A 19,904-nucleotide genomic window follows, 5' to 3' on the forward strand; every position below is an offset into this window, starting at 1 on the left:
CACGGACGCCCAAGGCGCCCGCGCCCTGTTCCTTATTCCTTCATCGCTCCAAGGGCGTATTACGGCGACTTTTTCGGCGGCGGCGCCGTGCAGGGCTGGAACCCGGTATTCGTCGGATTGGGACAGGCCAGCGCCAACGACCACAGGAAGCCGCGCGTGATGAACCCGACCGGAAGCGATACCGCCAGCCCGATGGGCGCGGAATCGGTCGCGAAGAAGCTCGCGCCATCAACGCCCGAGGCATTGATCGACGACATCGAATGGCAGCTGATGCAGGAGGATTCGCCCGCCGGCGTGCCGGCGGCCTCATACTCGGTGATCGAGTTGCCGTTGAGGATCGCGCGGCCTCCGGCGGTAAAGTCCGTCTGCGCGCCGACCAGGCGGTAGTTCGCGAAGCCCATGGGCAGGTTCGCTTGCTTTATCAGGGCGGCCAGCGCCGGCGTCAGCGTCGTGATCGACGACGCGCCGACCGCGACCGAGGGCGTTGCGCCCCACTTGTCCAGGCACGGACCGTAGACCGCGCAGCGGAACGGATTGGTCTGGACGTTCTGCGGCTCGAAGGTGGTCCATAGCCAGTTCGGCAGAAGATGCGAGGTGACGTGCATCGCGACCATCGCGTAGCAGATGCCGTCGATCGTCTCGACATAGACCGTGGGCGTCGGCTTCGTGCAGGAAAACGACGGGCTGGCGAAGTCGGACGTCGGCAGCCAGTCGATCTTAACCTCGATAGCGTCGGTCCCGAAGGAGATCTTGGTGCCGGCCGCCGCCGCCGCCATCTGGCCGGTCCGGTATTGATAGCCGTTCTTCTGGATCGTGGCCTGCGCCGAGGGGTTGATGTGAACTTCTTCGCAGATGGTCGCGCCGGACGTCACGTTGGACGGCACGATGCTCATCTTGTTGCAGGGCCCAGGCGTCGCGGCCGCCGTGACGCCTTTGATCCCCGACGCCGGGTGCAGCAGGGCGGCGAGCGCGCTGCCATGGAGGCGCCGGCCGGCCACGGCGAGGGCGCCCGGCGCACCGGAGGCCGGATAGAGCTGCGCCTGCTCGATCCAGTTCTCCCATACGAGCTTGCCGTTGGGGGCGCGGCAGTTGACGGCGACGAACAGCTCCCACGCCGTCTGGTCCGGCGTCGCGGCCGGTTTGGCCGGTATCGTGCAGGCAGAGGATGTCTGCGCCAGCGCCGGCGTCACCACCGTGTCGTCGGAGGACCCAAGAAGGGCGGCCGCGGCGGCGACCAGCGAAATCGCGGCGAGTCTTATGTTCTTCGGCATGTCGGGACTCCGTTTGAGGCAGCAGGAACGAGACGAACTCGATTGCGCTACACAGGAGACACGCGGTCGCGGATACTTGAAGGTTGGAACGGCTATTCGGGCTACGTGGGGTCGGATACTTGCCGACGAAAGACTCAGGCTGACGATTTCAAATATACGAAATTCTGCGTGCAAAAGCCAGTCGTCGTCGACTTGGTTTTTCTAGCGCGCCCGCGGCGCGGGCCGCGGGAAGCGGATGATGGCGCGCAGGCCGGGGGTATTGTCTTCCAGGATCAGGCGCGCGTCGTGCAGCCGCGCCACGGCGGCGACCAGGCTGAGACCGAGGCCGGTACCGGGCGAGTTGCGGCTGGCTTCGAGGCGGACGAAGCGTTCGACGACGCGCTGGCGTTCCTCGACCGGGATGCCGGGGCCGCTGTCGGCGACGCGCAGCTCGACGCCTTGCGGCGTTTCGAGCGCGGTGACGGTCACCCGGCCGCCCGACGGGGTGTATTTGATCGCGTTGTCGACGAGGTTGGCGAGCGCCTGGCTGATCAGGCTGCGATTACCCTCGATCATGGTGGCCCCTGCCGGATCGATCTTGAGGCCGACGCCTTTTTCCTCGGCGAGCGGGGCATAGAGCTCCGCCATGTCTTCGGCGATGGGCGCCAGGTCGATCGGTGCCATCTTGCCCCGCCCCACGCCGGCATCGGCCTCGGCGATCAGGAGCAGCGCGTTGAAGGTGGCGATGAGCTGGTCGGTCTCCGCGACCGCCGCCTCGATCTCGGGAGCCTGGTTGCTGGCGGGGTCGATGTGGCGCAGCACCGACTCCAGCCGGTTGCGCAACCGATTGAGCGGCGTGCGCAGATCATGAGCGACGGAGTCGGTCACCTCGCGCACGCCCTTCATCAACCGCTCGATCCGGTCGAGCATGGCGTTGAGGTTCTCGGCCAGCGCGTCGAACTCGTCATGCGCGTCGCTGACCGGAACGCGGCGCGTCAGGTCGCCCTCGATGATCTCGGCGCTGGTGCGGTTGATCTGGTCGAGGCGCGCCAGCATGTTGCGGCTCATCAGTGCTCCACCGATCAGGCCCAAAAGCAGCACGAGGCCGACCGTCCAGGGCAGCGTGGTGGTGAAAAGCCGCTCGGTCAGGTAGCGCTCATGGACGTCCTGGGCCACGAGCAGGTTGAAGCCGCCGGCCAGCGCGAAGACGCGGCCGCGCGCCTCGCGCGTTTCGAGCTGGTTCTCGACGCGGCGCTGGTAGTCGAAATCGACGAAGCTGTTGGGCTTCTCGCCATTGCCGGGCCACGCGTCCAGATTGCCGACGATGGGCTGCTTGTAGCGGTTGGCCAGAAGATAGAGGCCGGGGCCGCCATGGGCGGAGCGGCTGATCACCACGTCGGCCAGGCCGCGCAGGCCGAGCTGCTGGTACTGCTCGGACAGGCCCGCGATCTCGGCGGCGATGATCTGGTCGGTCTGGGCGTCGAGCGCCCGCTTGGTGTTCCAATAGGTGAAGGCGATCAGCGCCGTCACCGAGACGGCGAAGACCGCGACATAGACGAGGACGATCCGGTAGGCCTGCGTCCTGAGGATGCTCGGTGCACGCACCGATCACGCCGCCGGGCGCGCCGCGCGTATCATGTAGCCGGCGCCGCGCACCGTGTGCAGCAGCGCGGTGTCGAAGCCCTTGTCGATCTTCGCGCGCAGGCGCGAGATGTGCACGTCGATCACGTTGGTCTGCGGATCGAAGTGATATTCCCACACGCTCTCCAGCAGCATGGTGCGGGTCACCACCTGGCTGGCATGGCGCATGAGATATTCGAGCAGGCGGAATTCGCGCGGCTGAAGATCGATGGCGGCGCCGGCGCGCTGCGCGGTGCGGGTGAGCAGGTCGAGTTCCAGGTCGCCGACCTGGAGCCTGGTCTTCACCGATTGCGGCGAGCGGCGGCGCATCAAGGCGTCGATCCGCGCCAGCAATTCGACGAAGGCATAGGGCTTGGTCAGGTAGTCGTCGCCGCCGGCCTTCAGGCCCTTCACCCGGTCGTCGACTTCCGACAGCGCGCTCAGGAACAGGACGGGCGTGGTGTTGGAGTGCTCGCGCATGTCGGCAACGACCTTCAGGCCGTCGAGCTTGGGCAGCATGCGGTCGATGATCGCCACGTCGTAAGGTCGCGACAGCGCCAGCGTCAGGCCGGTCTCGCCGTCGGCGGCGTCGTCGACGACATGGCCCGCTTCCTTCAACCCGTTGACGAGGTAGCGCTGGGCTTCCAGGTCGTCTTCCACCACGAGAATGCGCAAGCGGTCCCTCCACTCTGCAATAGGGTCCGCGCCGGCGGCAGCAACGGGGGGATGGGGCCACCACCACCGGCGCGGGGGCCGGGGCCGCGACTTGCGTCACGGACCCGGTACACGTGATATCCGAGGCCTTCGCTCCGGATAATTCGTTTTCGTCTCGCCCCCTCAGGCTTGTCCGATGTCCACGGCGACGAAACGGGTGCCGCCCTGGGTCGCGACGAGAAGCAGGACAGATTTATGGCCGGCTGAGCGCGCGGCCGCGATCTCGGCCAGCACGTCGCGCGGATTGCGCACCGGCTTGTTGGCGACCGAGAGCACGACATCGCCCGGCTGGATGCCCTTGTCGCCGGCATCGCTGTTGGGATCGACGCGGGTGACGAGCACGCCGTCGATGGCGGCGTCGATGTTGAAGTTGCGCCGCGCTTCCGGCGTCACCGAGGCGAGGCCGAGGCCCATCGCCTGGGCTTGGTTGCCGCCCATCGTCTGGGCGCCGTCATTGTTGTCCGGATCGTCGTTGGAGGCGACGCGCTGGTCGGGGCGCGCCCCGATCTTGGCGGTGATGTTCTTCTGCGTGCCGCCGCGCAGCACCGTGAAGGTCGCCGAGGCGCCGGCTGGCAGCGAGGCGATGTGGCGCGTCAGGTCGCGCGAATCCTCGACATTGCGGCCGTTGAGCGCCACCACGACGTCGCCCTGCTGGAAGCCGGCCAGCGCGGCGGGACCGCCGGGCACGACCTGGGCGACGATGGCGCCCTTGGGATCGGCGATGCCGAGCGAAGCCGCGATGTCGGGCGTGATGCTCTGGATGTTCACGCCCAGATAGCCGCGGTCGACATGCCCGTGGCTCTGAAGCTGCGCGATCACGTCGTGGATGGTGGAGGCCGGAATGGCGAAGCCGATGCCGACGCTGCCGCCCGAGGGCGAGAAGATCATCGAATTCATGCCGATGACCTGGCCGCGCAGGTCGAAGGTCGGGCCGCCGGAATTGCCGCGGTTGATCGGCGCGTCGATCTGGATGAAGTCCGTATACGGACCGTTTCCGATGTCACGGCCGAGCGACGACACGATGCCGGCGGTGACGGAGTTGGAAAGGCCGAACGGATTGCCGACCGCGACCACCCAGTCGCCGACGCGGACCTGGCGATCGTCGCCGAATTCGACGGTGGGCAGCGGCTTGTCGCTCTTGATCTTGAGCAGGGCGACGTCGGTCAGCGCGTCGCTGCCGATCAGCTTGGCGTCGAAGCTGCGCCCGTCGGGCAGCTTGACGGTGATCTTGTGCGAATTCTCGATGACGTGGTTGTTGGTCACGACGAGGCCGCCCTTGTCGATGATGAAGCCCGAGCCGGCGGAGATCGCCTTGCGCGGCGTGGTGGGACGGCCCTGGCCCTGGCCGTACTGGTTGAAGAAGTCGCGAAGCTGCGGCGGCAGATCGTCGTTCGCGACCGGGCTGGTATCGACCGTTTCGGCGGTGATGGTGACGACGGCGGGGCTCACCCGCTCGACGAGGTCGGCGAAGCTGAACGGCGCGCCGTTCTCCAGCATGCGCGGCGGGGCGCTGCGGACCGGCTCGGCGGCGGCGAATTGGCGCGGCGCGGTGTCGTTGACCGGGCGGACGCCAGGCACCAGCGCGAAGGCGCTCAGACCGATCAGGACGACAGCGGCGGCCGTGCCCATGGCGATGGCGTGGCGGTGGCGCTTGATGGGATGGGGCTTGGGGTCGTTCATCTGACTCTCCTGGACCGGCGGTCACTCCGCCAAGTACACGATCTACGTTGCTTAATTCCTACTGTATCATTAACTCGCCGTAATGAACCGGTGCAGCCCGGGAGTCTCGCGCATTCGTGACTGGTGGCTGGTTCAGGCCTCGCCTGTTCGGCTGGACCGGACAACAACCCAAATGGCGACGCCCGCGGCCGTTATCAAGACCAGAAAAGGTGTCAGCCATAAGGCGTAAGTGTTCGCGTCGAACGGCGGCTGCATCAGGATAACATCGCCGTAACGCGCGACGAGGAACTGCTTGATGTCGTCGTTGCTCTCGCCGGCCGCGATATGGGCGCGGATCAGGGCGCGCAGATCGGCGGCGAGCGGCGCGTTGGATTCGTCGATCGACTCGCCCTGGCAGACCATGCAGCGCAGTTCCTTCTGCAAGGCGCGGGCGCGCGCTTCCTGCGCCGGATCGGACAGCGTTCCCGGTGCCGGCGCGGCGGACGCCGCCGCCGATATCAGCAACAGCAGCGCGGCGAGGATCGTCCTCATTCGGCGGGGACCGCGACCGCGTCGGGAACGCCGCGCCGGCTGCGCAGGCGGCCGGCGAGCGAGGCGAAGCCGCCGAGCGCCATCACCACCGCGCCCAGCCAGATGAACGGCGCCAGCGGATTGACATAGGCACGGAGGGTCCAGTGCGTATCGTCGCGCCGGTCGCCGAGCGCGAGATAAAGATCGGCCAGGATCGTGGTGCGGATCGCGGTCTGGATGGTTTCCTGCCGTTCGGCGGGGAAGATCCGGCGCTCGGGATGCATGACCGCGATGGCCCGGCCGTCGCTCAGCACCGTCACATCGGCATGCGCCGCCTGGTAGTTGGGCCCCTGCACCCCGCGCACGCCGTCGAGCCGAAGCGTGTAGCCGCCGACATGCATGCTCTCGCCGAATTTCAGGACTTCGAGACCCTCGCTTTTCCACAGCGTGGTGCCGGCGATGCCGATCAGCGTCACGGCGAGGCCGGCATGGGCGAGCGCCGAGGCGAAAGCCCCGATGCGCGCGGCGCGCCAGTTGAGTTTTGCAAGGTCGATGGCGCTCGACGCGATCAGCCAGGCGGCGAGGCCGAACATCGCGGCGCCGGTCAGCGTATGCGGCGACGTGAAGGCGAGAACCGAAATCGCGACGACGAGCGCGATGCCGAAAGCCGGCGCCAGCGTGCGCAGCGCCTGGCGCAGATCGCCCTTCTGCCAGGAGAGCCGGGGTCCGAACGGGACCAGCAGGAGCAAGAGGCCGAAGATCGGCGCGAAGGTGATCGCGAAATAGGGCGGCCCAACGGAAAGCTTGGTTCCGGTCAGCGAGTCGAGCACCAGCGGATAGAGCGTGCCGATGAAGACGGTCGCGGCCGCGGCGGTGAGGAAGACGTTGTTGATCAGCAGCGAGGTCTCGCGGCTGACGATCTCGAAATGCGTCCCCTCCTCCAGCTTGGGCGCGCGCCAGGCGAACAGCGCCAGGGCGCCGCCGATGGCGGTGAAGATCAGCGCGAGGATGTAAAGCCCGCGCGTCGGGTCCTTGGCGAAGGAATGCACCGAGGACAGCACGCCGGAGCGCACCAGGAACGTGCCGATCAGGCTGAGCGAGAAGGCCGCGATGGCGAGCAGCAGCGACCAGGAGCGGAAGGCGCCGGTGCGCTCGGTGGCGAGCGCGGAATGGAGCAGCGCGGTGGCGACCAGCCAGGGCATCAGCGAGGCATTCTCCACCGGGTCCCAGAACCAGAAGCCGCCCCAGCCCAGATCGTAATAGGCCCACCAGCTTCCTAGCGCGATGCCGAGCGTCAGCGCGATCCACGCCACCAGCATGAAGGGCCGCGCCGCGCGCGCCCAATCACGCTCTTGCGCGATCAGCGCCGACGCCGCGAAGGAGAACGCCGCGGAAAGCCCGACATAGCCGATGTAGAGCACCGGCGGATGGATCGCGAGGCCCGGATCCTGCAGCAGCGGATTGAGTCCCGCGCCTTCGAACGGCGCCGGATCGAGGCGCAGGAAGGGATTCGACGTAAAGAGAATGAAGAGGATGAAAGCGGCGGCGATCAAACCCTGGACGCCGAGCGCGCCGCTGACAAGGCGTTCGCCGCCGCGGCGGCTGAGCGCGACGGCGCCGGAATAGAGCGCCAGCACCAGCACCCACAGCATCATGGAGCCTTCGTGGTTTCCCCACACGCCGGAGATCTTGTAGATCAAGGGCTTCAGCGTGTGCGAATTCTGCGCCACGTTGAGGATCGAGAAATCATCGGTCACCGAGGCATAGGTCAGCGCGCCGAAGGACAGGCCGACGAAGACAAGCAGTCCCAGCGACGCGGTAGTCGCCACGCGGCGCGCGAGTTCGGATTTGGGGCGCGTGCCGGCGAGCCCCGTCATCGCCTGCACGAGGGCCAGCGCCAGCGCGAGGCAGAGCGCCAGAAGGCCGATCTCGCCGGTCATCTTCTCTTGCTCATTGGGGGCCTTCCTTCCAGCGTCCCGCTTTCTTGAGCGCGGCCACGACCTCGGGCGGCATGTAGCGCTCGTCATGCTTGGCAAGCACTTCGCTGGCGTCGAACGTGCCGGCCTCGTCGATGGCGCCGAGCGCGACCACGCCCTGGCCCTCGCGGAACAGCGCCGGCAGCACGCCGTGGAAGCGCACCGGCACCTGCGCCCTGCCGTCGGTGACGGCGAAGCGGACGTCGGCGCCGGGACCGCGGTCGACGCTATGCACGACCACAAGACCGCCGATGCGGAAATTCACCCCGGCCTGGACATGCTTGGCGAAGACGTCGCTCGGACTGTAAAAGTAGAGAACGTTATCCTTGAGCGCGAAGACGACGAGCACGGCCGCGACCCCGCCGGCGACCACCAGGGTCGCGGCGAAGGCAAAACGGCGGCGCTGTTTGGCGTTCATCGGGTGTTCGGTTGTGCGGGCGGCGCGGACTATACTGAGCCGACGCGGGCAAACCAAATATCGGCCGCTCTTCCGCCCAATTTGTCGCGCAGGCTTTGCCCATCCCAGGGGATCGTTCCATGACCAGGATCAAACTCGTGCTTGCGCTTGCGGCGACGTTGGCGCTTTCGGCCTGCTATCCGCCGACGACCGGCCATCCGCTTGGGACCACTGCGGGGATCAAGCCGGACCCGGTCCTGACGGGCACCTGGAAAGGGACGAATTCGGACGGCAAGCCGTTCTATCTGCATCTGCTCCAGCAGAGCGACGGCACGCTCGCGGCGGTGATCGTCGAGTCCGGGCCGAAGGCGGAAGACTGGAACGTCGTGACCGCGACCACCGCGACGCTGGGCGCCAACCGCTATATGAACGCGCGGCTGCTGTGGACCAACGGCAAGCCGGAAAACGCGCCGGCGGGCACGGTGCCCGTCCTCTACCGGCTGGACGCCAAGGGCGTGCTGACCTTTTCGCTGATGGACGAGGACGCGGTGAAGGCGGCGATCGCGGCCGGCAAGATCAAGGGCACCGTCGAAAAGGGCCAGTGGGGCGACGTGACGATCACCGCCGACCCGAAGGCGCTCGACGCCTATTTCGCCGCGCCGGGCGCGGCCAAGCTGTTTTTGCAGCCGTTCTTCACCGTGCGCAAGGTGGAGTGAGGCGATGAGGCTCGCCGTCGGCGTCTGCGCCATGCTTCTCGCGCTCGTCCTCGCGGGCTGCGTCGCGGTGAAGGAGCCGGTCGGCACCAGCGTCGGCTATGTCAACGATCCGGCGCTGGAAGGCACTTGGCGCGGCAAGTCGGACAAGGACCGCGCCGAAGGCTATTACCACGTCATCCTCAACGCCGATGCCACGCTGACGGTGGTCGGATTCGCGCCGAAGAACGGGGACGACAAGGCGTCCTGGGGCACGCTGACGCTGACGACGGTGACGCTGGGCGCCAATCACTACATGAACGTCCGCGAGACCGGCGAAGATGGCGGGCCGCCGAAGGACAAAATCGCGGGCCAGAGCATCCCCCTCCTCTACCGGATCGAGGGCGACAGGCTGGCGCTGTTCACGCTGGACGAAAAGAAGGTCACGGCCGCGATCCGCGCGGGGAAGATCGAGGGCACGATCACGCCGAACAAGGTGGGCGCGATGAGCTTCGATTCGGTGGCGATCACGGCGGACGGTCCGCATCTGGACGCCTATCTCAAGCAGGCCGACGCGCCGGATCTGTTCGAACCGGTGATGGAGATGCATCGGTGACGGCATCGCTTTCATTACTGCCCTCCCCTCGAGGGAGGGTCGACTCATTCTAATGCCCGCTCTTGTGCAGGATCTCGCCCGCGAGGCCGGTCTCGTAGGCAAGGCCCTCCGCCGTGAGAATCATCTCGCGCGGATAGTCGGCGCGGGCGAGGCCCTTGCGGGTCAGCGCGTTCCACACCGCCTCGTTGTAGAGCCCAGTCGCGTCCTTGCCGGCGACCACGGCGTCGCCCAGGTGGAAGTGATCGCCATGCGCATTGGGAAACTGCGCGATGCGAACCTCGCCGCTGGGGAGCACGCCGCCGGCGCCGGGAATCGCGGCAATGGCCTGCAGCAGGGTCAATGTCCGGAGCTGCAGCGGGTTCAGTTTGAGCGGGTTGTGTTTCGGCGGCATGGCGGTTCCTGGCGACGACCCCGCTCCTTTGGCATGGAAGGCGGCGCCATGCAATTTCCGGCACGGGCGCTATAGTCGCCGCCGCATTCCAGAAGGGTTCGAGCGCCGTGGCCGAATATTCCCCGGGGCCGTTCGACGGGCTCCGCGTCGTCGATTTCGGCCGCTATATCGCCGGACCCTATTGCGCGGCGCTGCTCGGCGATCTCGGCGCCGACGTCATCCGGGTGGAAAAGCGCGAGGGCCGCGAGGACCGCACCCTTGTGCCGCTCGCTTTCGGCGAAGGCGGCGAACCGCGCGAAGGCGCCATGTTCCTGCAGATGAACCGCAACAAGCGCAGCCTGACCTGCGATCCGATGAACGACGCCGGACGCGAGGTGGTGCGCCGCCTGGTGCGGAGCGCCGACGTGGTGGTGGCGAACCTGCCGGCCGAGACGCTGAAGGCGATGGGGCTCGACTGGGAAAGCGTCAGCGCGCTCAACCCGCGCGCCATCCTGGCGGTCGGCACGGCGTTCGGCCTCGAAGGACCCTATGCGGGGCGCGTCGGCTTCGACGGCGTGGCGCAGGCGATGTCGGGCGCGACCTGGTTCTCCGGCACCGAGGAGCAGCCGGTGCGCTGCAGCGCGCCCTATGTCGATTTCGGCACCGCTTCGCTGCTTGCGCTCGGCGTCGCCGCGGCGCTGCGGGCGCGCGAGGCGAACGGCAAGGGACAATTGGTCGAGGGCGCGCTCCTGCGCACAGCGCTGACCTTCTTCGCGCCGACCCTGATCGAGGAGGATGCGCTGAAACTCGATCGCCGTCCGACGCTGAACCGCAGCCAGACGGCGGGGCCGTCGGACATCTACAAGGCCAGGGACGGCTGGATCACCGTGGCGGTGAACGGCGATCCGTTGTTCCGCCGCGCCGCCAGGCTGATCGGCGCGGCCGAATGGCTCAAGGACCCGCGTTTTTCCTCCGACAAGGCGCGCGGCGATCACGGCGCGGTCATCTCCGAGCGCGTCGGGGCCTGGGTGGCGCAACGCACCCGCGCCGAAGCGATCGCGGCCTTCGAGGGCGCGCGCGTGCCGGCCGGACCGGTGCTGCGCCCGCGCGAGACGCTCGACGATCCGCATGTCGCCGGCGGCGATTTCTTCGCGGACATCGACTTTCCCGGCATCGGCGCGGCCAAGGTTGCGGCGACGCCGGTGAAACTGCACGGCACGCCCGGAACGGTGCGCGCGCGTCCGCCGCTGTTGGGCGAACACACCGACGAGGTGCTGCGCGAACTGGGCTTCAGCGGAATCGAGATTGCGGCGCTGAAACAGGAAGGCGCGGTGTGAGCCGCGCCTTAGAGATGCCGGTCGAAGTCCATGTTTTGGTGCAGCACGCGGACGATGACGATGCCGGTTTCCATCGTCCGATAGAACACGACATGTGAGCCGACGGAGATGCGATGATAGCCGGGACGGATGTCGTCGCACATCCGTCCACGCGCGGGCCGCGCGGCGACACGTTCAATCGCGCGTCTCAATTGAACGGCATAGATATTGGCCTGACGGACACCCCAGCGATCGGCGCCGAATTCCCAGATGTCATCCAGGTCCGCTTCGGCGAGCGGCGCAAGGATGTAGGCGGACATCAGGGCTTCTTCGGCGACTTGCGCTTGCGGGCGCGAAATTCGCGATTCTTGCGCTTCAAGAACGCGTCGAAGTCGAAAGGCCGGGGCGGGCCGCTGTTCTCACCGGCGATCAGGGCGTCGCGGAGCGCCTTGAGCTTGGCTTCCCGTTCTTCAAGCAGGCGCAGACTGGCACGCACGACATCGCTCGCCGAGCCGTAGCGGCCCTGCGACACCTGTTCGTCGATGAAGGCGGCGAAGTGATCGCCGAGGCTGACGGACGTGTTCCGGCTCATGATTGTCTCCCGGAACGGGTATACCAATTTTTGGTACTGGCGTCTACGCCGCGGCGGCGGCCTGGATCGCGGCCTTGCCGCGGCGGCGCAGGAGATCGGCTTCCTCTTCGCTGAAAAGGATCGCGGTCAGGTTCGAGACGACCTCGAACTGGCTTTCCACCACGGCGCGACGCGCGCCGTCGGCGGTGCGCAGCTCCTTCACCACGTCCTCGTTGTAGCTGCGCAGGAGCTGGCACATTTCCTCGTCCGCCTTCTTCTGCGCCGCGCCGAAGGAGGCGGCGGCGGCGAGCGTCTTGCAGCCGGCGACGAGCCTGGCATAGCGCAGCGCGCGCTCGCTCTTGTCGGAATCGACGGGTTTGGTGAAATCCGGATATTTCGGCCCGCCGCCGAAGCTGCCGCTCTTCTGCAAGGGCAGCGCTGCCGACAATTCCTTGGGCGCGCGCTCCATCAGGCCTTCCATTACTTCGGCGAGCGCCGCGCGGTCCTTCATCAGGCGCTGGCCCCATTTGCCGTCGCGGCGCATCTCGATGCCCTTGACGATGCCCGAGGACAGCGTGGTGAAGCGCGCCAGGCTATCGAGCAGCTGGTTGGGATCGAAGTTCGGCGGCCGCACGTCGCGCACCGCATTGCCGTGGCTCTCGATCTCGCCGAACAGGATCTCGCCGACGAGGCCCATGTCGGTCGAACTGATCAGCGTGTCCTGGGTCTGGCGCGAGACCAGCAGCGGCAGCTTCAGCGCTTCCCAGGGCCGCGCCAGGCGGTGCATCGCGATGACCGCGACATAGGGCGCCGCGTCGGGCGCGTTCGCCGCCAGCCGGTCGTAGATCTTGCGCAGCGACCACAGCAGCTCGTCGGTCAGCGAGGGCACGAGCCTGGGCAGCAGATGCTGGATGGCGATGACATCGGCCCCGATGCCGAGCAGCAGCGCCATCTCCGCCGCATCGGCGCAGACAAGGTCGGATCCGAGCGCGGCCCGCGCCTTCTTGGTATCGGCGAGCGCGCCGCCCAGCGCGGCCGCGGCGACGGGCCAGAAGGCGGCGGCACGGGCGCCCGCTTCAGCCTGCTTGCCGGCCGTCACCAGTGCCTTGAAGTCGCGGATGTAGTCCTTGGTCTGCTCGACGAGCAGCGTCTGGCTGACGAAGGCCCATACCGGCGTGACGCTGCCGCGCGCGATGGAACCCTTCTGCTTGGCGTTGCGCGGCAGGAGTGTGAAGAGATCCTCGAATGGCAGGCAGAAGGCGCGCAGCGGCGTCGGCGTGCGATCGGCACCGGTGTTGCGGCGCAAGACCGGGCGCAGGCCTTCGAGGATCATCTCATGGGGGAGCGACTTGCCGTCGACCAGCCTGTCGACCTCCACCGCCTGCGCCAGACGCGTGGCGATCTGCTCGGGCAGGCCGCCCAAGAACGATTTCAGCAGTCCGGTTCGTTCCGGCGTAAGCATGCAATCCCCAGGGCCGCTGTCGCATCCTGTCGCGTCGCGGCCATACCCTCCAGCTATAGGCGATGGTCGGTTAATGCGATGTTTCGCCGGCCAACAGACTTGTCACAATTAGGCCTAAACGATTGCCGGCAGTGTCAATTTTGTCGCCAAACCGCCCAAATCCGAGGCCCCGAGGTCGAGCGCCCCACCATAGAGCTTGGCGATGTCGCGCACGATGGCAAGACCGAGGCCGGTGCCGGGCACGCTCTCGTCCAGCCTTTCGCCGCGTTCGCCGACCTGCTCGCGCTCCCGCGGCGTCAGGCCGGGGCCGTCGTCCTCGACCAGGAGCGTGAATTGCGCGCCGGCGGGCTGCGCCGTGATGCGCGCCCGCGACGACGCCCATTTGCAGGCATTGTCGATCAGATTGCCCGCCATCTCCTCCAAATCCTGGCGTTCGCCGCGGAAGGCCAGGGCCGGCGGACAGGCGATGTCGATCACGATATCGCGGTCGCGATGGATGCGCCGGAGCGTGCGGGCAAGATCGTCGAGCACCTGCGAAACCGAGGTACGATTGCCGAGGACGTCGAGCGCGCCGGCGGCGCGGGCGCGGGCAAGGTAGTGATCGACCTGCCGGCGCATGGCCAGGGCCTGGCGGTTGACGACGTCGGCGAGCGGGCCGGGCTGCGCCTCCGCCTCGCTCGTCAGCACGGTCAGCGGCGTCTTCAGGAAGTGCGCCAGATTGGAGACGTAGGAGCGGGCGCGGCCGACGACCTCGGCCGAGTGTTCGATCAGGCTGTTCAGCTCGGAGACGAGCGGCTCGATCTCCGACGGAAAGCTGCCGTCGAGGCGGCGCGCGCTGCCGTCGCGGATGCGGTGCAACGCGAGCGTCACCCGGCGCAGCGGCTGCAGGCCGATGCGGACCTGGAGGAAGACCGCGGCGACGAGGCCGATCCCCAGGACCACGAAGGACCAGAACAGCGTGCCGTTGAAAGCCGCGACGCGGTCGTTCATCTCCTTCATGTCGGCGGCGACATAGAACATGTAGGCGCGGTTGTCGTCGGGCTTGGCGGTCGCGTCGATGGGAAATTCGATGCGGCGCGCGAAGATGCGCAGATATTGGCCGTCGGGGCCTTCGCCATGGCCGGCCACGACGCCGTCATGGATTTGCGTGGCGCCGACGAAGGCCAGCGTGTGATCGAGCAGCGAACGCGAGAACAGCGGCTTTTCGGCGTTGCCGACGGACGCGATCTGCCAGTACTTGCCGGAATAGGCGGGCAGGTATTCCACGCTCAGATATTGACGGTCGAGCAGGATTTCGCCGTTGGGGTCGTGACCGGCGGCGGCGACGAGCTGGACGAGATCGGAACGCAGCTTGGAGTCGAAATCGTCCTGCACCGAGGTGCGGAAGGCGTTGGAGAGGATGAGCCCGCCCGCCACCAGCGCGAACAGCGTCCAGACGGCGGCCGCCGCGATCAACCGGAAGGCGAGCGAGTTGAAGCGGAAGCGGGCGGTGAGGTTCATGCAACGTCGCAAATGAAGATCGTCACAACCGTCTCCGTGCCGGCCATCCATGAACACATCATTTCGGAGCTTGTCATTGGCGCTTCCGCTTATAAGAGAATCGCGCTCGTAACTGCGGCGTCCGGGATTATGGGTGGCCGGCACAAGGCCGGTCATGACGAACTATAACTAGCGCGAATCCGACTGCTTCTCGTCCAGGCAATAGCCGAGGCCGCGGACGGTCTGGATCAGGTCGGTGTCCAGCTTCTTGCGCAGGCGGCCGACGAACACCTCGATCGTGTTCGAATCGCGGTCGAAATCCTGGTCGTAGAGATGCTCCACCAGCTCGGTGCGGCTCACCACCTTGCCCTTGTGATGGGCGAGATAGGACAAGAGGCGGTATTCCAGGCTCGTCAGCTTCACCGGATTGCCGTTCACCGTGACGCGGCTGGCGCGGGTGTCGATGCGCAGGGGGCCGATCTCGATCTCGCTGGTGGCGAGGCCGGCCGCGCGGCGCAGCAGCGCGCGGACGCGGGCGAGCAGTTCCTCGGTCACGAAAGGCTTGGCGAGATAGTCGTCGGCGCCGGCGTCGAAGCCCGCGACCTTGTCGCTCCAGCGGTCGCGCGCCGTCAGGATCAGGACCGGCATGGTCTTGCCGTCCTTGCGCCATCGCTCGAGCACGCGCACGCCGTCGAGCTTGGGCAGGCCGAGGTCGAGGATCACGGCGTCGTAAGGCTCGGTGTCGCCAAGGAAGTGGCCTTCCTCGCCATCGGCCGCGGTGTCGACCACATAGCCGGAATCGCTCAGCGCCTTCTTCAGGAGACGCTGCAGGTCTTTGTCGTCTTCAACGAGCAGGATTCTCATCTTCCGTTGCTGCCGTGGTGACGGTAGCCTCCATTATCGCCCCGATTGCCGCCGCCGCGCCAGCCGCCTTGGCCGCCGCCGCGATGCCAATTTCCGCCGTCGCGGCCATGCCAGTCGCCGCGCCCGCTCCAATCGCCGTTGCCGCGCCAGTCGCCATTGCCGCGATCCCCGTAGTCGCCGTTCCAGTGCCGGCGGCCGCCGCGATCTTCGCCTTCGTCCCGGCCGCCGCGGTTGCCGCCATATCCCCAGTCGTCGCGGCCCTGACGGCCGCGCGAGTCGTTGCGCTCGTCGCCGCCGGCGTTGGAGTAGCGCCCGGTATTCGCATCGGCGTCGAAATAGAGGATGCGGCCTTCGGGCGTCATCCACTTGATGCGGTAATGCGGCCTGCCCTCGCCGTCGGTCCAGGGCTCGGCGTCGGAGAGCCGTCCGGGATGCTGGGCGCGGATATGCGGCAGGATGCTGTCCAGCGTGCTGCGCGCGAAGGCCGGTGTGGCCAGCAGCAACGGAATCAGGGCGAGGATAAATCGAGCGCGCATGCCGGTTTTTATGGCCCGCGACATGAACCTCGAATGAACACTGCGTCCAGAACGCGTTCAGGCGGCGAGGCGCATCTTACGCGACATCGAAACGGGGTCCAGACGGACCCGGAGCCAAGGCCAAGGCGCCGCGGCTCCCTTAACCAAGGCCCGACGGGCGAGATGGAGACGAAGATGCAGATCAGGAAGATCCTCACGGCCGCCGCCGCGGCGATCACGCTGGGCCTGGCGGCCGCGCCCGCGGCGCAGGCCGATGTGTGGGGCCATGCCGGACATCGCGGCGTCGAGCGCCGCGTCGTGGTCGATCATCGCGTCGTGTTCAGCACGCTGCGCGCCCACCGCATCCGCTATGTCGGAACGCCCTATTTCCTGCGCGGCCACTATGTCGTGCGCAGCTTCGACCGCCTCGGGCATTCGAGCTTCGTCGAGGTCAATCCCTATACGGGCGCGTTCATCGGTTTCATCCGGCTCTGACCGGATGACGCGAAACTTGAGGGCCGGTTCCGCAGTAAGCCCCTCCCTGTAGGAGCCGAACTTTCAAGCGAGAGCCCGCGTCGGCGAAAGCCGGCGCGGGTTTCTCATTTGCCGGCATCGGCATCGGCCGCGGTTCGACATCGTTTCGTTCGGTTGAAAGGTCATCGGCGCGGCGCTGTTGCCTGCCAGGGTGGTATATAATAGTGGGCACGGCGCTCCTATCAGGTCCTGGCATGCCCGCGCGCAAACCCCTGCCCAAGAACTTCTTCGCGCGCGACGCCGATACCGTCGCCCGCGCCCTGATCGGCACGACGCTGACCTTCGGCGGCGTGGGCGGCGTCATCGTCGAGACCGAGAGCTATGACAGTTCCGATCCGGCCTCGCACGCCTTCGGGCGGCGGCAGACCAGGCGCAACGCCGTGATGTTCGGCCCGCCGGGGCACGCCTATGTCTATCGCATCTACGGCATGCATTGGTGCCTGAACTTCGTGTGCGTCGAGGCCAGCGCCGTTCTGATCCGCGCGCTGGAGCCGCGCTTCGGGATCGCCAAGATGCAAGCGCGGCGCGGGACCGACGTGCCCGGCCTTCTGTGCAGCGGGCCCGGGCGGCTGTGCCAGGCGCTGGGCATCAGCGACGCGCAGAACGGGATGGCGCTGGGCGCGCCGCCCTTCGCGCTCTATCGCGCGGCCGACATGGCCGAGCTTTCGGTCGGGCCGCGCATCGGCCTCACCAAGGCCGTCGAGGCGCAGCGCCGCTTCGGACTGGCGCGCTCGCGCTTCCTGAGCCGGCGCTTTCCGGACGCCTGACAGACCGCGACGCGATCCGTTCGCCGGTTCACGCCGTCTCGCGGATCACGGCCCATTCCGACAGCGGCGCGCGCTCGGAGACGAGGCTGTTGATCGGCGCGGCGTCATCGGCATGGCCGACCGCCATGCCGCAGAAGATCATCTCTTCCGGCGGGATCTTCAGATAGTCGCGGATGACCTCGTGGAACGGCGCCCAGGCTTCCTGGGCGCAGGTCGAAAGGCCGTATTCGCGCGCGAGCAGCATGATCGACTGCAGGAAGCCGCCGAGGTCGGACCATTGGCCCTGCTGCATCTGCCGGTCGATGGAGAAGATCAGCCCGACGGGGGCGCCGAAGAATTCCCAATTGCGCACGAACTGCGCCAAGCGGGCGCGCTTGTCCTCGCGCGGAATGTTCATCGTCGCGTACATCTGCTCGCCGACCTGGAAGCGGCGCGTCTTGTAGGGCTCGGTCAGTTCGGGCGGATAGATGTGATACTCCGGCACGCCGCCGCGCGGGTTGACCGCCATGCGCTCCTTGGCGCGCCGCACGAGCTCGTCGCGCGCCGCGCCGAGCAGGACATGCACCTTCCAGGGCTGGAGGTTGCCGCCCGACGGCGCGCGCGCGGCCTTCAGCAGGATTTCCTCGATCGTGGCGCGCGGGACGGGATCGGGCCGGAAGGCGCGGACGGATTTGCGCGTGGCGAGCGCTTGGCTGACGTTCATGGGCGTATACTCGATAGCGTTGCGCGGATGATGCGCCGGTGCGGCGCGGCGGCGCAAGCTTTCGCAGCGTAACGGTTCAGGCGGCGCGCGGCCGCAGCAGTTTCGTCGTCGTCGTGCCGGTGGACTGGGTGACGGTCATCGCGTCCTCGACCGCCATCGCCTTCTCGATCAGCGCCCAGGCGGCGCGGGTGCGGCCGGTGTCGTACATCGACACCACGATGCGCCCGTTCGGCATCAGATAGCGCGCATAGCGCAGCAGCACGGCGTCCGGATCGAGAACGTAGTTCAGGACCTGACTGAAGATGACGACGTCGAAGCGGCGGTCGGAATGGAACTCGCCGGCCTCGGCGACCGCGAAGGCGGTGCGCGCGTCGGCGACGGGCGCGGCCTGGGCGATCGCCTCCGCCGAAAGATCGACGCCGAGATAGGATTTGTAGGGCAGCACCTTCAGCTTGCGCGCCAGAAGGCCGGCGCCGCAGCCGACATCGAGGATCGAATCCGGCGCCAGGAACTGGCAATAGCCGAGCACGCTGGCGAGGCCGCCGAGACTGTCGAGCCGGCCCAGAAAATCCCAATGGCCGGACTTGTATTCGTTGTCCCAGGCCTTTGCGCTGACCCGCGACGGACGAAAGCCGATCACCTGGAACACGGCGTAGCTGGCAATCCTCCTGACGAAGTCCATGAACGGCACAGTTCCGCGGCAACCCTGGGCAGCGCTGCAAATTTCATGCGAGACCGAGCGTCGCAGTTTGAAACGCATCGGCATACCCGGACCCGGTGGCGTATTTTTGGGCGGCGGCCCCGTGGCGCGATCACGCGGCAGAATCCTAGGCGAAGCCGCGATTTTTTTCCGTCACAAAACTGCGATACGGCGCGGCGGCACCGGATTCACCACGCGGCGCGGCCGCTTCGTTTTGGCACAGAAATGCGCTTATGCTCAGCTCCAATGAGCGCGAGCGGATAACAATGTCCGCGATCGAGTGGGGGCTGGTGATGCGGTTGGCGTATTGGGCGCGCGGGATCGGTGCGTGCGGCTTGGTGGTCGCTCTTGCGGGTTGCGGCGGAATGCTCCTGCCGAGCCAGAGCGAAGTCGGCGAGACCACGTTCAATTCCTACGGCGCGGTGCGCCGGGCGTTCGACGACATCGCGCTGCACCAAAGTTCGGTGAGCGATCTGTCCCATCTCGGCTTCGACGCGCAGCACACGCCCAATGTCGCGGTGCTGTCCTATCTGGAGATCGTCGAGCGCTTCATGCCCAACAGCTCGATGGCGTTCGACAAGCTCGATCCCGCGGTGCAGGACTGCATCATGGCGCGCACCTCCTGCGAGGGCTTCGTCTTCAAGGTCGAGCACCACGAATTCCAGCGCAGCGGCAGCCTGTTCCTCGACCTGTTCGGCTTCGAGCATCTGACGACCGAGACCGGCTGGACCGCGCAGGTTTTCGTGTTGGTGCAGGACGGTCGTGTGACGCACAAGATCCTGTCCGGCGAGCCCAATGTGCGCATCGTGCGCGACGACGTCGAGCCGCTCGGCCCGATGCAGAACCTCGCCGGCGTGTTCGCGACCGGCACCGCCGTCGCCTCGCGCGCGATCAAATAGGGACGGCGCCGTCTTCGCCACCGCCGGAGACGGCGGCGAAGGGCGCCGCGGCCCGCTAGCCGGCGGTGCTGGCGACGCCATGGCGCACGGTCATGGCGAGAACCGCCGGCACGGCGAGGTTGAGCGCCGCGACCGGCGTCAAGTCGCCGGTGAGCCAGCCGCCGAGCGCACCGAGCGCGGTGAGCGCGCCGACGATGTAGGTCTTGTATCCATTGAGCATGACGGGATCCTTTCGTGTGAGCCGCGGGCAAAACGCGCCGCAGCGGGCG

General features: G+C 67.2%; 23 protein-coding genes. 6 read left to right on the forward strand and 17 right to left on the reverse strand.

Going from position 1 to position 19,904, the window contains the following annotated elements; all coding sequences use genetic code 11:
• Positions 1–59 precede the first annotated feature (59 nt).
• From WDM86_07570 to ccmE, 7 genes are all read right to left on the reverse strand, one after another.
• Positions 60–1,271, reverse strand: a complete 1,212-nt coding sequence (locus WDM86_07570) for a hypothetical protein (protein ID MEI9989882.1) — start codon at positions 1,269–1,271, stop codon at positions 60–62.
• Between the two features lie 201 nt (positions 1,272–1,472).
• Positions 1,473–2,855 carry a HAMP domain-containing sensor histidine kinase gene (locus WDM86_07575; GenBank protein ID MEI9989883.1) on the reverse strand — a complete coding sequence of 461 codons (1,383 nt, stop codon included), beginning with the start codon at positions 2,853–2,855 and terminating at the stop codon, positions 1,473–1,475.
• A 3-nt stretch (positions 2,856–2,858) separates the two neighbouring features.
• Entirely contained in the window at positions 2,859–3,545 is a 687-nt protein-coding gene (locus WDM86_07580) for a response regulator transcription factor (protein MEI9989884.1), read from the reverse strand.
• Positions 3,546–3,707: 162 nt separating this feature from the next.
• Positions 3,708–5,264, reverse strand: a complete 1,557-nt coding sequence (locus WDM86_07585; GenBank protein ID MEI9989885.1) for a DegQ family serine endoprotease — start codon at positions 5,262–5,264, stop codon at positions 3,708–3,710.
• Positions 5,265–5,396: 132 nt separating this feature from the next.
• Positions 5,397–5,795 (reverse strand): cytochrome c-type biogenesis protein, encoded by a 399-nt coding sequence (locus WDM86_07590; protein MEI9989886.1) that lies wholly within the window; start codon positions 5,793–5,795, stop codon positions 5,397–5,399.
• Entirely contained in the window at positions 5,792–7,714 is a 1,923-nt protein-coding gene (locus WDM86_07595) for a heme lyase CcmF/NrfE family subunit (protein ID MEI9989887.1), read from the reverse strand. The genes WDM86_07590 and WDM86_07595 overlap by 4 nt, the downstream gene beginning before the upstream one ends.
• 10 nt (positions 7,715–7,724) lie before the next feature.
• Positions 7,725–8,168 carry a cytochrome c maturation protein CcmE gene (ccmE, locus tag WDM86_07600; protein MEI9989888.1) on the reverse strand — a complete coding sequence of 148 codons (444 nt, stop codon included), beginning with the start codon at positions 8,166–8,168 and terminating at the stop codon, positions 7,725–7,727.
• Positions 8,169–8,287: 119 nt separating this feature from the next.
• Here ccmE and WDM86_07605 point away from each other — a divergent pair, with 119 nt between their 5' ends.
• On the forward strand, positions 8,288–8,863 hold the full coding sequence (locus tag WDM86_07605) for a hypothetical protein (GenBank protein MEI9989889.1): 576 nt from the start codon (positions 8,288–8,290) through the stop codon (positions 8,861–8,863).
• A 4-nt stretch (positions 8,864–8,867) separates the two neighbouring features.
• Entirely contained in the window at positions 8,868–9,455 is a 588-nt protein-coding gene (locus WDM86_07610) for a hypothetical protein (GenBank protein MEI9989890.1), read from the forward strand.
• A gap of 49 nt (positions 9,456–9,504) precedes the next feature.
• On the opposite strand, the gene WDM86_07615 is transcribed toward WDM86_07610, so the two are convergent.
• On the reverse strand, positions 9,505–9,846 hold the full coding sequence (locus WDM86_07615; protein MEI9989891.1) for a hypothetical protein: 342 nt from the start codon (positions 9,844–9,846) through the stop codon (positions 9,505–9,507).
• Positions 9,847–9,953: 107 nt separating this feature from the next.
• On the opposite strand from WDM86_07615, the gene WDM86_07620 reads away from it, so the two are divergent.
• Positions 9,954–11,162 (forward strand): CoA transferase, encoded by a 1,209-nt coding sequence (locus WDM86_07620; GenBank protein ID MEI9989892.1) that lies wholly within the window; start codon positions 9,954–9,956, stop codon positions 11,160–11,162.
• Between the two features lie 8 nt (positions 11,163–11,170).
• Here the strand turns inward: WDM86_07620 and WDM86_07625 are convergent, their stop codons facing one another.
• From WDM86_07625 to WDM86_07650, 6 genes are all read right to left on the reverse strand, one after another.
• Positions 11,171–11,461 carry a type II toxin-antitoxin system RelE/ParE family toxin gene (locus WDM86_07625; protein MEI9989893.1) on the reverse strand — a complete coding sequence of 97 codons (291 nt, stop codon included), beginning with the start codon at positions 11,459–11,461 and terminating at the stop codon, positions 11,171–11,173.
• Complete coding sequence (locus WDM86_07630) at positions 11,461–11,733, reverse strand: type II toxin-antitoxin system ParD family antitoxin (GenBank protein ID MEI9989894.1); 273 nt, start codon at positions 11,731–11,733, stop codon at positions 11,461–11,463. The genes WDM86_07625 and WDM86_07630 overlap by 1 nt, the downstream gene beginning before the upstream one ends.
• Positions 11,734–11,776: 43 nt before the next feature.
• The gene (locus WDM86_07635; protein MEI9989895.1) at positions 11,777–13,174 is read right to left on the reverse strand and encodes a hypothetical protein; all 1,398 of its coding nucleotides are present in this window, start codon (positions 13,172–13,174) and stop codon (positions 11,777–11,779) included.
• Positions 13,175–13,288: 114 nt separating this feature from the next.
• The gene (locus WDM86_07640; GenBank protein MEI9989896.1) at positions 13,289–14,674 is read right to left on the reverse strand and encodes a sensor histidine kinase; all 1,386 of its coding nucleotides are present in this window, start codon (positions 14,672–14,674) and stop codon (positions 13,289–13,291) included.
• A 168-nt stretch (positions 14,675–14,842) separates the two neighbouring features.
• Positions 14,843–15,517 carry a response regulator transcription factor gene (locus tag WDM86_07645; protein MEI9989897.1) on the reverse strand — a complete coding sequence of 225 codons (675 nt, stop codon included), beginning with the start codon at positions 15,515–15,517 and terminating at the stop codon, positions 14,843–14,845.
• On the reverse strand, positions 15,514–16,053 hold the full coding sequence (locus tag WDM86_07650; protein ID MEI9989898.1) for a hypothetical protein: 540 nt from the start codon (positions 16,051–16,053) through the stop codon (positions 15,514–15,516). Before WDM86_07650 ends, WDM86_07645 begins: the two co-directional genes overlap by 4 nt.
• A gap of 174 nt (positions 16,054–16,227) precedes the next feature.
• Here WDM86_07650 and WDM86_07655 point away from each other — a divergent pair, with 174 nt between their 5' ends.
• On the forward strand, positions 16,228–16,527 hold the full coding sequence (locus WDM86_07655; GenBank protein ID MEI9989899.1) for a hypothetical protein: 300 nt from the start codon (positions 16,228–16,230) through the stop codon (positions 16,525–16,527).
• Positions 16,528–16,760: 233 nt separating this feature from the next.
• Positions 16,761–17,333, forward strand: a complete 573-nt coding sequence (locus tag WDM86_07660) for a DNA-3-methyladenine glycosylase (GenBank protein ID MEI9989900.1) — start codon at positions 16,761–16,763, stop codon at positions 17,331–17,333.
• A gap of 28 nt (positions 17,334–17,361) precedes the next feature.
• Here WDM86_07660 and WDM86_07665 read toward each other — a convergent pair whose 3' ends face one another.
• Together WDM86_07665 and WDM86_07670 are read right to left on the reverse strand one after the other, a co-directional pair.
• Positions 17,362–18,036 (reverse strand): nitroreductase, encoded by a 675-nt coding sequence (locus tag WDM86_07665; protein ID MEI9989901.1) that lies wholly within the window; start codon positions 18,034–18,036, stop codon positions 17,362–17,364.
• Between the two features lie 76 nt (positions 18,037–18,112).
• The gene (locus WDM86_07670) at positions 18,113–18,718 is read right to left on the reverse strand and encodes a methyltransferase domain-containing protein (GenBank protein ID MEI9989902.1); all 606 of its coding nucleotides are present in this window, start codon (positions 18,716–18,718) and stop codon (positions 18,113–18,115) included.
• A 284-nt stretch (positions 18,719–19,002) separates the two neighbouring features.
• On the opposite strand from WDM86_07670, the gene WDM86_07675 reads away from it, so the two are divergent.
• Positions 19,003–19,635 carry a hypothetical protein gene (locus WDM86_07675; protein ID MEI9989903.1) on the forward strand — a complete coding sequence of 211 codons (633 nt, stop codon included), beginning with the start codon at positions 19,003–19,005 and terminating at the stop codon, positions 19,633–19,635.
• 55 nt (positions 19,636–19,690) lie between these two features.
• Here the strand turns inward: WDM86_07675 and WDM86_07680 are convergent, their stop codons facing one another.
• Positions 19,691–19,855: a hypothetical protein gene (locus WDM86_07680; GenBank protein ID MEI9989904.1), complete on the reverse strand. Its 165-nt coding sequence runs from the start codon at positions 19,853–19,855 to the stop codon at positions 19,691–19,693.
• Positions 19,856–19,904 lie beyond the last annotated feature (49 nt).

The sequence above is a fragment of the Rhizomicrobium sp. genome (genome assembly GCA_037200045.1).
Lineage (GTDB): Bacteria > Pseudomonadota > Alphaproteobacteria > Micropepsales > Micropepsaceae > Rhizomicrobium.